Source organism: Micromonospora globbae (assembly GCF_036184225.1).
GTDB classification, from domain to species: Bacteria; Actinomycetota; Actinomycetes; order Mycobacteriales; family Micromonosporaceae; genus Micromonospora; species Micromonospora globbae.
On record NZ_CP108084.1, the window covers coordinates 5561453 to 5576071 of the forward strand.

Genomic DNA, 14619 nt, shown 5'->3' on the forward strand with positions numbered 1-14619 from the left:
GGCCCAAAGTGCAAGATCGCGGGAAGAGGCCGGGGCGCGGGGGGCGAGGGGGGTAGGGGGCGTATTAGCGCAGGGTTAGTTGGCGGCCTAGCAGGCCCTGGCGGGAGCGGCGTGCGGCGGCGTCCAGGGGTGCGGTGTCGGCGAGCGCCTCGGCGTACCGCTTGGCGAACTCGGCCACCGGGGCCTCCCACTCGCCGGCGGGCGTGTGCTCGGGCAGGTCCCACACCGGCACGAGGCGCCCGTGCGCGCGGAACATGCCGGCGAAGCGGGTGTCGTCGCCCAAGGTCAGGGTGCCGGCGGCGCCGAGGCGGGCCAGCGCGTCGAGCGCGGTGTCCTCGTCCTCCGGGAGCACCCAGCGCACGTGCGCCTTCTCCGGCACCTGGCACCAGTACGCGGCCTTCGCGGCGGTGAGCCGCACCGTCGGGTAGATGGCGGCGTTCGCCCGCTCCAGGGACGCCTGCACGTTCGGGTCGTCGGTGGCGCCCGGGTCGAGCCAGAACTCGAACCCGTCGTGCATGGTGATCTCCAGCGGCCCGTCGACGAGGACGTCCTGCAGCCGGGGCCCGGGCCCGGGCAGCGGCGGCACCGCGACGGGGCTGCCCGGCTCGGTCCGCAGCGCGCAGAGCAGCGCCTCGGCGAGATCCCGGGAGACGTCGCCGGACTGGATGTGCCGCTGGAGCCCGATGAGCACGCGGCCGTCCGGCTTCGTCATGGCGGGGGCGGCCATCGGCAGCACCGTGGCGAGGGTCACCGGACGCTCGCCGAACTCCTCCACGAGGGCGGGGGCGAGCCGCAGCGGCGCGGACGCGGCCGGGACGAGTTCCCGCAACGCGATCCACTCGGGCTCGTCGACGAGCCCCTCGAACGGGCGCGGGACGAAGATGTCGCGCACCTTCTCCCGCTTGGGGGTGGTCTCGGCGGCCCGCTGGCTCTTTCGACGCTTGCTCACGGCGAGACAGCCTAGAGGCCCGGGCCGACGTGTGTGGGGAGGACCCGGGCGGGGGCCTCCCGTTTCACCGGTGCGACGGGCGGCTCGGCGTGGGCCACGCGGGGTCAGCCGGCGACGGCGAGATCGGGGCGGACGGACCCGGCGGGCTCGAAGTCGGCCCAGACGCTCTGCCCGAGCCCGTCCCGCTCGACGCCCCACCGGTCGGCCAGCCCGGCGACGATGTGCAGCCCCCGGCCGTCGGCCGCGTCGAGGCTGGGCGCCCGCATCCGCGGCTCCTCGGCGGCGCCGCCGTCGGTGACCCGGAGCTGGACGCGGGGCGCGTCGGCCGGGCCGCTCAGCCGCCACGCCACCCGGACCACCCCGCCGGGCAGCGGGCGGGCGTGCCGGACGGCGTTGCCCACGAGCTCGGCCAGGACCGCGACCAGGTCGGCGAGGAGGGTCGGCGGCACCAGATCGGTCAGTTCGGCGGCCAGCCGGTGCCGAGCCAGCCGCGCTCCACTGGCGTGGTGGGGAACCACCACGCACCAGGCTCGTTCACCCGTTCCCGTCGCCACCGTCGCCCCTTCACGCCCCCACCACGGCCCGTCACCCGCGCGGTAGCCGCACCTCTGCGACCGTACCGCCACCGGTCCTCGGACGGAGGGATACCCATCCATTCTGCTGTTCAACGATCCGGCGGACGAGATAGAGACCGAGTCCGGCGCCCGGGTAGCCCCGGCGGTCACCGGACTCGCCCTGCCAGAACCGGTCGAAGGCCCGCTCGACGTGCTCAGGCCGGATGCCGATGCCCCGGTCGCTCACGCGGAACGACACCATCTGCGTGTCCGACCCGGCGCTGACCTCGATGGGTGTGCCCGCCGTCGAGTACTTGCCCGCGTTGGTGACCAGCTCGGTGAGCACGGTGGCCAGGCTCGGCCGGTGACCGAGGGCCTTGGGCAGGTCGACGGGCAGGTCGACGGTGACCCGGCGGCGCAGTTCCGCCGGAAGGTCGGCGACGGCGGCGCGCAGGGTGTCGCCGAGGTCGAAGGGGGTCGGTGGCTCGTCCCCCGGGCCCGACTCGGCCGCCGAGGAGAGCAGTCGGTCGACCAGCCGGGCCAGCTCGTTCGCCCGCTGGCCGATGATCCGGGCCGCCTGGCGCCGGTCCGCGTCGGTCAGCGACTCCCAGTGGTCGGTAAGGGTGTCCGCGTACCCCTTGATCACCGTGACCGGCGTGCGCAGCTCGTGGCTGGTCACCGCGACGAAGAGGTCCCGCTCGTGGTCGCGGCGCTGCTGGTCGGTGATGTCCCGGAAGGTCACCACCCGCAGGGAACCGGGACCGGGCAGCTCGCCGGAGGTGATCCGCAGCCAGCGGCCGTCGGGCAGCCGGTGGTCGAGCACCTGCCCGGGAGGGGGGATGGGGAACGGCAGCGGCCGGCTGAGCGCCTGGGCCGCGGCCTGACCGGTCACCTGGGCCGCCGCCGGGTTCCACAGCCGCACCCGACCGTCGCGGTCGACCACGGCGAGCCCGTCGGCGAGCGCCGCGACGACCGGGCCGTCGCCGTGCACCGGCAACCCGGTCTGGTCGCCGTACATGTGGGCGATGCAGGAGGCGAGGTACGCGACGACGCCGTGCTGCTCGGCGTCCGGCTCGTCCTCGCCGTCCGAGTAGAAGGCGTGCAGGCTGCCGACCGGGTGCCCACCGATCTCCGCGCGCGAGACGACCATCCGGCGCAGGCCCCGTTCGACCAGTTCGCCGGACAGCCTGCCGTTGAGCTGGTCGAGGCGGACCTGCTGTACCCGGGGACCGCTGAGCAGGTAGACGGTGGCCGGATCGTCGGGGGCGAACGGCCGGCCGAGGGTCCACTCGGCCGCGCCGGTCGCGGAGATCACCCGACCCCCGGTGGGGCCGAACTCGACGAACGCCATGGCGGTCGCGCCGAGCGCCGGCTGGGCGACCCGGAGCAGCTGGGTGAGGACGGGAAGCCCGGCGTCACCGGAGTTGATCATTTCGATCACCACGGTGTGGCCGGTGATGAGAGCGGCGAAGTCGATGCGCTCCGGCATGTCCGAAAGTGTGCCCCGCCGACCGGATTTTGGGCACCCCCGCGCGTCCCGCGGACGCCGCCCGACCGGCCCCGTACCCCGCGCCGGGTCAGCGTCCGAGGCGGGCGAGCGTCTGGGCGGGGCGGTCGGTGATGATCCCGTCGATCCCGGCGGTGAGGACGAGGTCGAGGTCCTCCGGTTCGTTGACCGTCCAGACGTACACCTCGTTGCCGGCCGCGCGCAGGGCCGGCAGCAGCTGCGGGCGGGCCCGGACCAGACCGATCCCCGGCCCGGCGATCCGGGTGCCGAAGGGCAGCCGGCCCAGGCGCAGCCAGCGCGGCAGCACCTCCAGCAGCAGCACGGTGGGCAGCGTCGGTGCCAGTTCCCGGATCCGGCGCACGGCCAGCGGGGAGAACGACATGACGGTCACCTGGACCGGGTCGTCCGGTCGCGGCTCGGCCAGGCCGTACCGGCGCAGCATCCGGACCAGGCGCCGTTCGACGTCGGCGCCGTACCGGGACGGGTGCTTGGTCTCGACCAGCAGCCGGACCGGCCGGCCGGCGTCCAGCACGGCGTCGAGCAGGCGTTCGAGGGTGAGCAGCCGGGTGTGCGACTCGTCCGGCGGTTCGTCCCCGTCCGCGGGGGCGCACCCCGGGTGCCAGGAGCCGAAGTCGAGCATCTCCAGTTCGGCGAGCGTACGGGCGCTCACGAGGCCGCGCCCGTTGCTGGTGCGGTCCAGCCGGCGGTCGTGCACGCAGACGAGATGCCCGTCGCGGGTCAGCCGGACGTCGCACTCCAGCCCGTCGGCTCCCTCCGCGAGGGCGCGCAGGTACGCCGCGAGGGTGTGCTCGGGGAGGTCGTACGAGGCGCCGCGGTGCGCGAACACCAGGGGTTGGTCGCCCATGGCGGCGTCCTAGAGCACCCGGCCGGGCTGCCCGTCCTCGCCGACCACGGGTCGCCCGGCGGCGGCCCACTCACCCATGCCGCCCTCGACGTTGCGCACCTGCTCCCAGCCGTTGCGCACGAGGTAGGCGACGACCTGGGCGGAGCGACCGCCGGAGCGGCAGATGACGGCGACGTCCCGGTCGGTGGGCACCTCGGCCAGCCGGGCCGGCAGCTCCATCATCGGAAGGTGGTGTGCGCCGGGCGCGTGGCCGGCCGCCCACTCGTCGTCCTCGCGCACGTCGAGCAGGTACGTGTCGTCCGCGACCTCGGTCACGGACATGGTGGGAACCTGGGGTCCGAACACGGCTACCAAGCCTAGATCCTCGTCGTGCCGATCGCCGGGGACCCGGCCGTCGGCGCCGTCACAACCGGACGACCCAGCGCGGGTTCGCCTGCGCCCAGTCCGGCATCCGGGTGCCGCGGACGGCGTCGAAGAGCCCGTTGCCGCCGTTGTCCAGCACCACGTACGACACCTCGTCGATGACCTGCGGATACGACGGCACCTGCACGCCCTTGAGGGCGTCGGGTGGCAGCCCGCGGAGGGCGAAGAGCAGGTCCTCCAGGGCCACCCCGTTGGTGTCCACGGTCAGCGAGTCGCCGACCGCCCGGATCACCTGGTCGAGCTTGACCGGGTTCGTCCGCAGCCGGGTCTCGCCGGCGCGGTCCAGCATCGCCCGGAGCAGTTGCTGCTGGTGGCGTTGGCGGTCGTAGTCGCCGCCGGGCAGGTCGTAGCGCTGTCGGACGTAGTCCAGCGCCTCGGCGCCGTTCATCTGCCGGCAGCCGGGGCTGAAGACGCGGTTGGTGTGGATCGACCGGACCTCGCGGTCGACGCACATGCGTACCCCGCCGAGCAGGTCCACCACCTGCCGGATGCCGGAGAAGTCGACCAGCGCGGCGCCGTCGAAGCGGAGCCCGGTCAGCCGGGCCAGCGTGGCCGACAGCAGTTGGGCGCCCGACTCGCCGCCGCCGCCGTGCTCGTACGCCGCGTTGATCTTGTCCTGGCCGCCGGCGTAGCCGTTGGCGGCCGGGATGGCGACGAGCAGGTCGCGGGGGATGGAGACCAGGTACGCCTGCCGTAGCCCGGCCGGCACGTGCACGATGAGGATGGTGTCGGCGCGCTGCTCCGGGTTGGTGTCCCCGGGCCGCCGATCGGTGCCGATGAGCAGGTAGTTCAGCGGACCGGACAGGTCGGTCCGCGCGTTGCGCGCGTCCGGGGCGAGCAGTTGCTCCTTGAGCACGGTGCGGTCGTACCGGTCGGTCAGCGCCTGGAGCCCGAACACGGCGAGCCCGGCGAGCAGCACCAGCGCGAGGCCCGTCCCGAGCAGGACGCGCGGCCAGCGGGCGCGACGCGGCCGGACGGTCCCGGCGTCCGCCCCGGTCCGCTCCCCGTCGTCCTGGCCCGACCTGGACGTGGCCCCTCCCCGTCGCCAGTACGTGAGTGCTGCTCACGTCAGGCTACGGGCGGCGCCGTGCCGGCTGGCCCGGTTCGCGGACTTTCCCAGCGGCCGATCACGCGGCGCCGGCCGCTGGTCGCCGGATGGAGGTCACTGCCGGTTGGAGACGACCTCGGGGTGGTAGAAGACGTACTCGGCCAGCTTGTCCTGCTTGACCGCCTTGAACATCTCCAGCGTCTCGGCGCTGAGCACCTCCCGGCCGGCGCCGTTGCCGTTGAAGGTGCCGTTGTTCGTCTTGAGCATGGTGAGCTCGTTCGCGGTGATGCCGCGCAGGGTGAAGATGAAGTCCGCGATCGGCACGCCGCTCGTGTCCAGGACCAGCGCCTTGCCGGCGGCCTTGATGAGCTGCTGGATCTTGATGGGGTTGGTGAGCGTGCCCTGCTCGGTGGCCTTGCGGGCCATCGCCTTGATCAGCTGCTGCTGGTTCTGCTGCCGGTCGTAGTCGCCGTTCTTGAGGGTCTTGCGCTGACGGGAGTAGTCGAGCGCGGCCCAGCCCTCCATCTCCTGGCAGCCCTTCTTGTGCACCACCGGGGTCATGGGCTTGCCGGTCTTCTTGGCGTCCGCGTTCCACATCGGCTTGCCGTCGACGTACGACATGTGGATCGACTTGACTTCCTGCTTCACGCAGATCCGCACGGTGCCGAGGGCCTCGATGATGTTCTTGAAGCCGCCGAAGTTGATGATCGCGGCGCCGTCGAAGCTGACCCCGGTGAGCTGCTTGATGGTCCTCGCCATCAACTGGGCGCCACCCTCCCAGCCGCCACCGTTGCGGGCGCCGATCTGGAACGCGGCGTTGATCTTCTCGGTGCCGCCCGCCCAGTTGCCCTTCTCCCACTGCGGGATGTGCGCCTCGGTGTCGCGGGGGATGGAGATCAGGTACGCCTGGTCGTGGCTGGCCGGGATGTGCAGGACGATGATCGAGTCCGACCGGACGTCGTCCGCCGCCCACCGCTCCCGCGCGTCCACGCCGAGCAGCAGCATGTCGATCGCGCCGTCCAGGCTCGCGCCGCCCTCGGCGTCGGTCTTGCCCGCGTCGCCCAGCAGGTTCCGCTGGGCGATGTTGCCGGTCGCCTGGCTGATCAGCGCCTTGCTGCCGACGATCGCGACGCCGCTCGTCAGCATCAGCACCGCGCCGAAGACCACCGTGAGCCGGGCCCAGAGCGGGTCCTTGCGACGCGGCCGCTTCCTCGGGGGGGTCGCGTCGGCACCCCGCCGCGGTTGGGTGGGGATGGTGGGGCCACCGCCCATGGGCGATCGGTGGTCATCCAGCGACGGAGGGCGACGGCTGGTCTGAACCGGCATGCGTGCTCCAGCTCGCGTTGTCAGGGGGCGGGATCACTGTACGGACACTTTGCGATCCTGGCGAGTTCGTCAGGCGGCAAATAGCCGTGCACCCGGGGGCACGGGCATTCTGACCGATCGCCCGGATCGATGGCGACCGGTGATGGGCGGCCTTTCACGAACTGGAAACTTCTTCACCGCCGCCCGGGACGTCACGCCCGGAGAGTGACCGTTCAGCCGCCGTCGGTGCCCTTCTGCGGCTGGTTGGCCTTCACCCAGTCGGCCATCGTGTCGGCCGACATCGCGCGGTACATCGCCAGCGCCTTCTCCCGGTCGGAAACCACCACCGACTCTCCGTCGACCATGTCGCTGCCGGAGTTCGGGCTGGTCACGAACGTCAGGTTCTCACCTCGCAGGTTGCGGAACTGCACCGCCATGTCGACCAACGAGAAGTCCTTGTCCACGGTGACGGCATCGGTCACGGACTGGAGGAAGGCGTTCAGCTTCTTCGGGTTGCTGAGCGTGCCGGTGCTCGCCGCCTTGTCCAGCAGGGCGCGCAGGAACTCCTGCTGGTGCCGCATCCGCGCGAAGTCGCCGTCCGGGAACTGCTTGCGCTGCCGGATCCAGTCCAGCGCCTCCGCGCCGTTCATGTGGTTCATGCCCTTGGTGAACGTGCGGTACGGCTTGTGGATCGACGTGACGGTCCGCTCGACGTTCAGGTCCACCCCGCCGAGCGCGTCGGTGACCTGCTTGAAGCCGGCGAAGTCGATGGCCACCACGTGGTCGAGCCGGACGTCGGTGAAGCACTCGACGGTGCGTACCGCGAGCGGCAGGCCGCCGAACGCGAACGCCGCGTTGATCTTCGCCCGTTGGCCCGAGCCGCAGTCGGCGTTCGCGCTCTCCGGGATCGGCACGTACAGGTCGCGCGGGATGGAGACCAGGTAGGCCTGCCGGTGGTCGGACGGGATGTGCATCACGATGATCGTGTCGGCCCGCCACTTGCCGGCCTGGTCGACCGGGGCGTCCGGGTCGCGGGAGTCGCTGCCCACCAGCAGGATGTTGAGCGCACCCTCCACGGGCTTCGCCGGCCGGCCCTCGGTGATCTCGGCGAACGGGTCGGTGCGGGCCAGGTCGTCGTCGAGGTTGCGCACGTAGAGCCAGGCGCCGAGCCCGCCGAGCAGCGCGAGCACCAGCACCGCCACCCCGGCCACCAGGCCGATGCGCCCCCACCGGGGCCGCGGGCCCCGCCGGCGGGGCCGGTCGCCGCCACCGGGCCCGTGCGGACCGCCCGGCCCGCCGGGTCCGCCCGGGCCGCCCGGCCCGCCGCCCTGCGGCTCCTCGTCGTACGACGGGTTCCAGCGTGCGTCCGACGGCCGGGCGCGCCCGGAGACGCCGCGCGCGGTGCCGGGCACCGATGCGCGCCCGGCGCTGCGGTGCAGGTGCGGGAGCGGGGCGGACCAGGTGGCTGACATGTAACTCAGGGTACGTAGCGTCGGCCAGAGTCGCCCTCAGGCGACACCCAGGTTCCGACGGGCGTGCCGCGACGGAGAGCCGCCAGAGCCGCGACGGGAGCCGTCAGAGCCGCGACGGGGGCCGTCAGAGCCGGCTGCGGAAGTAGTCGATGGTGCGCCGGAGGCCATCCTCGGGCGCAACGACCGGTTCGTAGCCGAGGAGTTCGCGGGCGAGCGTCAGGTCGGGGCGGCGCATCTCCGGGTCGTCCGCGCTGCGCGTGACGTACGTCACCTCGGAGGTGCTGCCGGCGAGCGACACGATGGTCTCGGCGAGCTGCCGCATGCTCATCTCGTGTTCCGTCCCGCAGTTGATCGGGCCGGTCTCGGTCGAGTCGAGCAGCAGCAGGATGCCCCGGACCAGATCCTCGACGTAGCAGATCGAGCGCGTCTGCTCGCCGGTGCCGTGCACGGTGATCGGATCGCCGCGCAGCGCCTGGGAGATGAAGGTGGGGATGGCGCGTCCGTCGTCCGGCCGCATCCGCGGGCCGTACGTGTTGAAGATCCGGACGATCGCGGCGTCCAGGCCCCGGCTGCGGTGGTACGCCATGGTCGCCGCCTCGGAGAACCGCTTGGCCTCGTCGTAGACGCTGCGGATCCCGATCGGGTTGACGTTGCCCCAGTAGGTCTCGCGCTGCGGGTGCTCCTTCGGGTCCCCGTACGCCTCGGAGGTGGAGGCCATCAGGAACCGGGCGCCGTCGGCGAGCGCGCGGTCCAGCAGGTGCAGGGTGGCCACCGAGCCGACCCGCAGGATCTCCACGGGCAGCTTTTCGAAGTCGGTCGGGCTGGCCGGGGAGGCCATGTGCAGGATCGCGTCGAACCGCTCGACGAGCGCCGGGTGCGGCGGCAGCCCGTCGGAGACGTCGCCCTCGACGAGGGTGAAGGTCGGGGTGTCCAGCAGGTGCGCGAGGTTCTCCTTCGACCCGGTGACGAAGTTGTCCAGCGCGACCACGGAGCAGCCCCGCGCGATCAGGGCGTCCACCAGGTGTGACGGCACGAAGCCGGCGCCGCCCGTGACGAGGACGCGGTGACCTTGGCCGAAGCGGGGAGCAACCTTCATACCGGTCAGCCTACCCAGCGTCACCGTCGTCCGGGTCGGGGGCGGGGCGGCGCGCCGGCCGTCACCACGGCCGCGAAGGTCCCCTCCCGCGCCGGAGGGGACCTTCGGGTCGGACGGTCCGTGCCGCCCCGCCGTCGCCCTAGTGGGCGCCGGCGCCGGTGAGGGCGCGCACCTCCAGTTCCGCGTACTTCTCCTCGTCACGCTCCTTCGAGATGACCGTGCCGATCCAGCCGCAGAGGAAGCCGAACGGGATCGAGATGAGACCCGGGTTCGACAGCGGGAACCACTGCCAGTCGTGGTCGGGGAACATGGCGGTCGGCGCGCCGGAGACCACCGGCGAGAAGAACACCAGGACCACGGCCGCGAGCAGGCCGCCGTAGATGGCCCAGACCGCGCCCGAGGTGTTGAACCTCTTCCAGAACAGGCTGTAGAGGATCGCCGGCAGGTTGCCCGACGCGGCCACCGCGAACGCGAGCGCCACCAGGAACGCCACGTTCAGGTTCTGCGCGAAGATCGAGAGCGCGATGGAGATCGCGCCGATCACCAGTGCCGAGATCCGCGCGACGTTCACCTCCTGGCGCTCCGAGGCCGTCCCGTCCTTGAGGACGTTGGCGTAGAAGTCGTGCGCGAGGCTCGACGACGAGGCAAGGGTCAAGCCGGCGACCACGGCCAGGATGGTGGCGAACGCGACCGCGGCGATGACCGCGAGCAGGGTGGCCCCGCCCAGGTCGCCTCCGAGGAAGTCCACGCCGAGCACCTGCGCCAGTTGCGGTGCCGCGGTGTTGCCGGCGCGGTCCTGTGCGGTGATCGCCTCGCCGCCCACCAGGGCCGCCGCGCCGAAGCCGAGCGCCAGGGTGAGCAGGTAGAAGGTGCCGATGATGCCGATCGCCCAGAGCACGCTCTTGCGGGCCGCCTTCGCGGTCGGGACGGTGTAGAAGCGGATCAGGATGTGCGGCAGGCCGGCCGTGCCGAGCACCAGGGCGATGCCGAGCGAGAGCAGGTCCATCTTGTTGTAGAAGGTCTGCGTCGCGTTGCCGGCCACCTCGACGCCGTAGCGCAACCCGGGTTCGAGGAAGTTGCTGCCCTTGCCGGAGGACGCCGCCGCGTCCCCGAGCAGCGAGGAGAGGTTGAACTTGTACTTGGCCAGCACGAGCAGCGTCATGATCACGGCGCCGCCCATGAGCAGGAACGCCTTGACGATCTGCACGTAGGTCGTGCCCTTCATGCCGCCGACCGTGACGTAGATGATCATCAGGGCGCCGACCAGGATGATGGTGGCGATCTTCGCGGCGTCGGCGTCCATGCCGAGGAACGTCGTACCGGGGCGGATGCCGAGCAGGAGCGCGACCAGGGCGCCCGCGCCGACCATCTGGGCCAGCAGGTAGAAGATCGACACGGTGATGGTCGAGACGGCCGCCGCCGTACGCACCGGACGCTGGCGCATCCGGAACGCCAGCACGTCCGCCATCGTGTACCGGCCCGAGTTGCGCAGCAGTTCGGCCACGAGCAGCAGGGCCACCAGCCAGGCGACCAGGAAGCCGATCGAGTAGAGGAAGCCGTCGTAGCCGTAGAGGGCGATGAGGCCGGCGATGCCGAGGAACGACGCTGCCGACATGTAGTCGCCGCCGATGGCCATGCCGTTCTGGAAACCGGAGAACGACCGGCCGCCCGCGTAGAAGTCGGTGGCCGTCTTCGTCTGCCGGCTGGCCCACACCGTGATGGCCAGCGTGATCGCCACGAAGATCAGGAAGAGCGTGATGGTGAGGTTCCGTGCGGTGGTGTCGCCCGCCTCAGCCGCGAGGACCGTCCTCATGCGTCACCTCCCCGATCTCGGCGCGGATCCGGTCGGCGACCGGGTCGATCTTCCGCTCGGCGTGGCGGGAGTACAGCCAGGCGATGAGGAACGTGGAAACGAACTGGAGCAGCCCGAACACGAGGGCCACGTTGATGTTGCCGACGAGCTTCGTGCCCATGAAGTCCCGGGCGTACGCGGACAGGATCACGTAGAGCGCGTACCACAGGAAGAACGCGACGGTCATCGGAAAGACGAAGCCGCGCAGGGCGCGACGCAACCCGGCGAACTCGTCCGACCGTTGTACGGCGAGGTACCGGTCCGGCGTGGACGCGGCCGGCGCGGGTGTGTCCGTGGACATCTGTGGATCACCACCTTCACAGGCGTCGGGGATTTGCGCGCACGGTAGAAAGCGCGCTCCCCGGCGGGGAAGGCCGAGATCGGCGTCGGTCGGCGGTTGCGCCGAACGGCGGGTTGGCTGCGCCGAGTGACTCAGGTCACTCCGTTGAGCGGTCGGTGGTGATCAGTTCAGCTCGCGGTAGCGGCCCCGGTGGTGCAGCAGCGGCTCGGCCTCCTCGGCCAGTTCGACCGTCTCGATCGTCGCCTCGACGAGCAGCGCCCAGCCGTACTCCCGGGCGGTGTCGAGGCGGCAACCGGCCCACCCGCCGGCGTCGGCCGGCACCGGGCCGTAGGGCGTGTCGGTCCACTCCCCGGTGGCGAAGAGCCCGCCGGGGGACGGGAACAGGCCCGCGAACCGGTCCGCGAGCCGGCGGTGCGCCGGGGTCAGCGGCGCCACCGCGAAGCGGCCGGCGGACTCGGCAGCCGCCCACAGGTCCGACTCGGCGTCGATGAGCCCGAGCAGGCGGTCCGGCTCGCCCTCGGCGACGAGCGTCGAGGACACGGTGAGTCCGGCCGGGCCGGGCGCCGTCCAGAGCGTCACGGGCGACGCCAGCCGACCCCGCAGCCGGCGCGCGGGGGAGCGCTGGCCGGCCGGCACGGCGAACGGGTCGGTGTGGTGGATCTCGGCGCCCGGCTGATGATTCACGTGAAACATCATGCCGCCCGGACGGTGCCCGGTGCGCACCGATCCGCACCCCTGGGCGGACGCGCGTCAGCGCCGCGGGGTGACGGCGGCCAGCAGTTCCGGCTGGCGGCGGTCCAGCACGTCCCCGGCCAGGTACGCGCCGAGCAGGGCGGCACCCACGCCGTACGCGACGCCGACCGGCAGGGCGAGCCAGAGCCAGATGTCGCCGAGCAGGGCGGCGGCGACCACCATCGGCACCGCGGCGGCGCCCGTGCCGAGCATGGCCAGGAGGGTGAGGAAGCTCTTGGCCACCCCGGCGCCGGTGTTCAGCGCGAACGGGTTGCTCGTCTCGGGCAGCGCGTACGCCCCGAGCACGGAGACGAAGCTGTTCACCGCGAGCCCGGCGCCGTACGTGGCGATGAGGCTGCCGGCGATCACCCCGAGCCAGGCGGGCCGACCCAGCACCACGGCGATCACCACGGCGACCACCGCCAGCATCGGCACCACGTAGATCGAGAACGCCGTCATCCGTGCCCGCAGCTCCTGCTGCCCCGGCACCGCGGCCACGACGTGCGCCGCGTACGCGCTGCCGTCGAACCCGAACTGGTTGGCCAGCGTCACCGCGGCGAGCACGCCCACGAAGACCATCGAGAGGCTGACCAGCAGCGGCGACGACGCGCTCCCGGCCGGCGCGAAGCCCTGCTCCGCGTCCATCGCGAAACCCGCGCCGCCCAGGTTGACCAGGACGGGCACGAAGAGGCCGACGACCGCGACGGTGATCAGGTTCGCCCGCCGCCGCGCGTCCCGCCACCAGTAGCGGGCGTCCCGGGCCACCATCGCGCCGAACCGGTCCCGCGCCGCCCAGCCGGCCGCGCGCGGGAAGAGCTGGGCCACGGCGCCGCCGGTCGGGCCGGCCTTCGCCGGGGCCCGCCCGGTGCTCGCCGCGCCGGTCATCGCCGACTCCAGCGACCGGGACCACCACACCAGCAGCACCACCAGCGTGAGAGCGGTGATCAGCAGCTTGACCGGAGCCGCCCAGGCCCGGCCCTCGGCCACGTCGATGCCGACCGTCCACGGCGCGCCCAGCGGAGTCCAGCCGACCACCTCGGCCACCCCGGTGAGCCGGCTCCAGTCCGTCTCCTGCAACGCCGAGATGCCGATCAGCTGGAGTGGGCCGAGCAGCGCGGCGGCGACCGCGAGCAGCACGGCCGCGAGGTCACGGACCCGGCGTGAGCGCAGCATGGAGGCGAACGCGCTGGTGACCGCCCGGGCGGCGGCGACGCAGAGCAGAAGACCGGCGAGGATCCCGACCACCTCCACGACGGCCGCCACCCAGCCGCCCAGAACGGCGGCGGTGAGCACCAGTCCGCAGAGCGCCAGCAGCACCGCGACCGTCGGCACGCTCACCGCGGCGGCGGCGAGCAGCCCGGTGACCAGCGTCCGGCGCGGCAGCGGCAGCAGGGCGAAGCGGGCCGGGTCGAGGGTCTCGTCCACGCCGAAGAAGACCAGCGGCAGCAGCAGCCAGCCGAGCACCATGAGCCCACCGCCGAACGCGGCGACCATCGAGGCGTACCGGCCCTCGTCGGCCAGGCCGGGAGCGGCGAACAGGAAGAAACCGGTGGCGGCCAGCCAGAGCCCGACGACCACACCGACCACGAAGAGCGCGATCCGCCAGCCCTGGCCGCGGAAGTTGTTGCCCATCACCCGCAGCTTCAGGCGGACGAAGTGCCGCGCCGAGACCCGTCGGGCCGGCGCGGCCGGCGCGGTCAGTTCGACAGCCACGCCAGCTCCTCGCCGGTCGCCGTCCGCCCGCCGACCACCTCGACGAAGACCTCTTCGAGCGAACGCTTCCCGCGTACCTCCTCGATGGTGCCGGCACGCTTGATCGCACCCTCGGCGAGGATCGCCACGTGCGAGCAGAGCCGCTCGACGACCTCCATGACGTGGCTGGAGAAGACCACGGTCCCGCCACTTCCCACGTACCGCTGGAGGATGTCCCGGATCAGCGCCGCGGAGACCGGGTCGACCGCCTCGAACGGCTCGTCGAGCACGAGCAGCCGCGGGCCGTGCAGCAGCGCGCAGGCGAGACCGATCTTCTTCTTCATGCCGGCGGAGTAGTCGACCACGAGGGTGCGGCCGGCGTCGCCGAGCGCCAGCACGTCGAGCAGTTCGGCCGCCCGCTGGTCGACAACGGCCGGGTCCATGCCGCGCAGCAGGCCGTTGTACGCCAGCAGTTCGGCGCCGTTGAGCCGGTCGAAGAGGCGTACGCCGTCGGGCATGACACCGAGCAGCCGCTTCGCCTGGACCGGATCGCGCCACACGTCGTGGCCGAGCACGCGCGCCACGCCGGCGTCCGGGCGGAGCAGCCCGACCGCCATGGACAGCGTGGTGGTCTTGCCGGCGCCGTTCGGCCCGAGCAGGCCGTAGAAGGAGCCGGCCGGCACGTCCAGGTCGACGCCGGCCACCGCGACCTTGCCGTCGAACGCCTTGGCCAGGCCACGAAGGGACATCGCCGGATGCGCACCAGTCATGGACCCGACCGTATCCGGCCGGCACCGCACTGTGGTCCGGCCCCAGGATGACC

At 72.4% G+C, this 14619-nt stretch carries 13 protein-coding genes and 1 pseudogene; all 14 read right to left on the minus strand.

Annotation, left to right across the window (positions count from 1 at the left end):
• Nucleotides 1–64 precede the first annotated feature (64 nt).
• Nucleotides 65–949 carry a DUF5926 family protein gene (locus OG994_RS25185; protein ID WP_328851165.1) on the minus strand — a complete coding sequence of 295 codons (885 nt, stop codon included), beginning with the start codon at nucleotides 947–949 and terminating at the stop codon, nucleotides 65–67.
• 104 nt (nucleotides 950–1053) lie between these two features.
• Nucleotides 1054–1470, minus strand: a complete 417-nt coding sequence (locus tag OG994_RS25190) for an ATP-binding protein (RefSeq protein ID WP_240033181.1) — start codon at nucleotides 1468–1470, stop codon at nucleotides 1054–1056.
• A 64-nt stretch (nucleotides 1471–1534) separates the two neighbouring features.
• Nucleotides 1535–2992 carry a sensor histidine kinase gene (locus tag OG994_RS25195; protein ID WP_328851166.1) on the minus strand — a complete coding sequence of 486 codons (1458 nt, stop codon included), beginning with the start codon at nucleotides 2990–2992 and terminating at the stop codon, nucleotides 1535–1537.
• 88 nt (nucleotides 2993–3080) lie between these two features.
• Nucleotides 3081–3875, minus strand: a complete 795-nt coding sequence (locus OG994_RS25200; RefSeq protein ID WP_328851167.1) for a glycerophosphodiester phosphodiesterase — start codon at nucleotides 3873–3875, stop codon at nucleotides 3081–3083.
• A 9-nt stretch (nucleotides 3876–3884) separates the two neighbouring features.
• Complete coding sequence (locus tag OG994_RS25205) at nucleotides 3885–4220, minus strand: rhodanese-like domain-containing protein (RefSeq protein ID WP_120331397.1); 336 nt, start codon at nucleotides 4218–4220, stop codon at nucleotides 3885–3887.
• 58 nt (nucleotides 4221–4278) lie between these two features.
• The gene (locus OG994_RS25210) at nucleotides 4279–5217 is read right to left on the minus strand and encodes an LCP family protein (protein ID WP_192902286.1); all 939 of its coding nucleotides are present in this window, start codon (nucleotides 5215–5217) and stop codon (nucleotides 4279–4281) included.
• Between the two features lie 243 nt (nucleotides 5218–5460).
• Nucleotides 5461–6672 carry an LCP family protein gene (locus OG994_RS25215; RefSeq protein WP_120331398.1) on the minus strand — a complete coding sequence of 404 codons (1212 nt, stop codon included), beginning with the start codon at nucleotides 6670–6672 and terminating at the stop codon, nucleotides 5461–5463.
• Between the two features lie 212 nt (nucleotides 6673–6884).
• Nucleotides 6885–8123: an LCP family protein gene (locus OG994_RS25220; protein WP_328851168.1), complete on the minus strand. Its 1239-nt coding sequence runs from the start codon at nucleotides 8121–8123 to the stop codon at nucleotides 6885–6887.
• Between the two features lie 124 nt (nucleotides 8124–8247).
• Nucleotides 8248–9219, minus strand: coding sequence for an NAD-dependent epimerase/dehydratase family protein (locus OG994_RS25225; protein WP_120331400.1), 972 nt, complete (start codon nucleotides 9217–9219; stop codon nucleotides 8248–8250).
• 139 nt (nucleotides 9220–9358) lie between these two features.
• Complete coding sequence (locus OG994_RS25230) at nucleotides 9359–11032, minus strand: solute symporter family protein (RefSeq protein ID WP_120331401.1); 1674 nt, start codon at nucleotides 11030–11032, stop codon at nucleotides 9359–9361.
• A complete protein-coding gene (locus tag OG994_RS25235) occupies nucleotides 11010–11372 on the minus strand; it encodes a DUF485 domain-containing protein (RefSeq protein ID WP_120331402.1) in 363 nt (120 codons plus the stop codon). The genes OG994_RS25230 and OG994_RS25235 overlap by 23 nt, the downstream gene beginning before the upstream one ends.
• A 162-nt stretch (nucleotides 11373–11534) precedes the next feature.
• Nucleotides 11535–12071 (minus strand): annotated as a pseudogene (locus OG994_RS25240) (flavin reductase family protein); the annotation flags it as partial.
• A gap of 51 nt (nucleotides 12072–12122) precedes the next feature.
• On the minus strand, nucleotides 12123–13817 hold the full coding sequence (locus tag OG994_RS25245) for an ABC transporter permease (RefSeq protein WP_328851169.1): 1695 nt from the start codon (nucleotides 13815–13817) through the stop codon (nucleotides 12123–12125).
• Complete coding sequence (locus tag OG994_RS25250) at nucleotides 13802–14566, minus strand: ABC transporter ATP-binding protein (RefSeq protein ID WP_328851170.1); 765 nt, start codon at nucleotides 14564–14566, stop codon at nucleotides 13802–13804. Before OG994_RS25250 ends, OG994_RS25245 begins: the two co-directional genes overlap by 16 nt.
• Nucleotides 14567–14619: the final 53 nt, after the last annotated feature.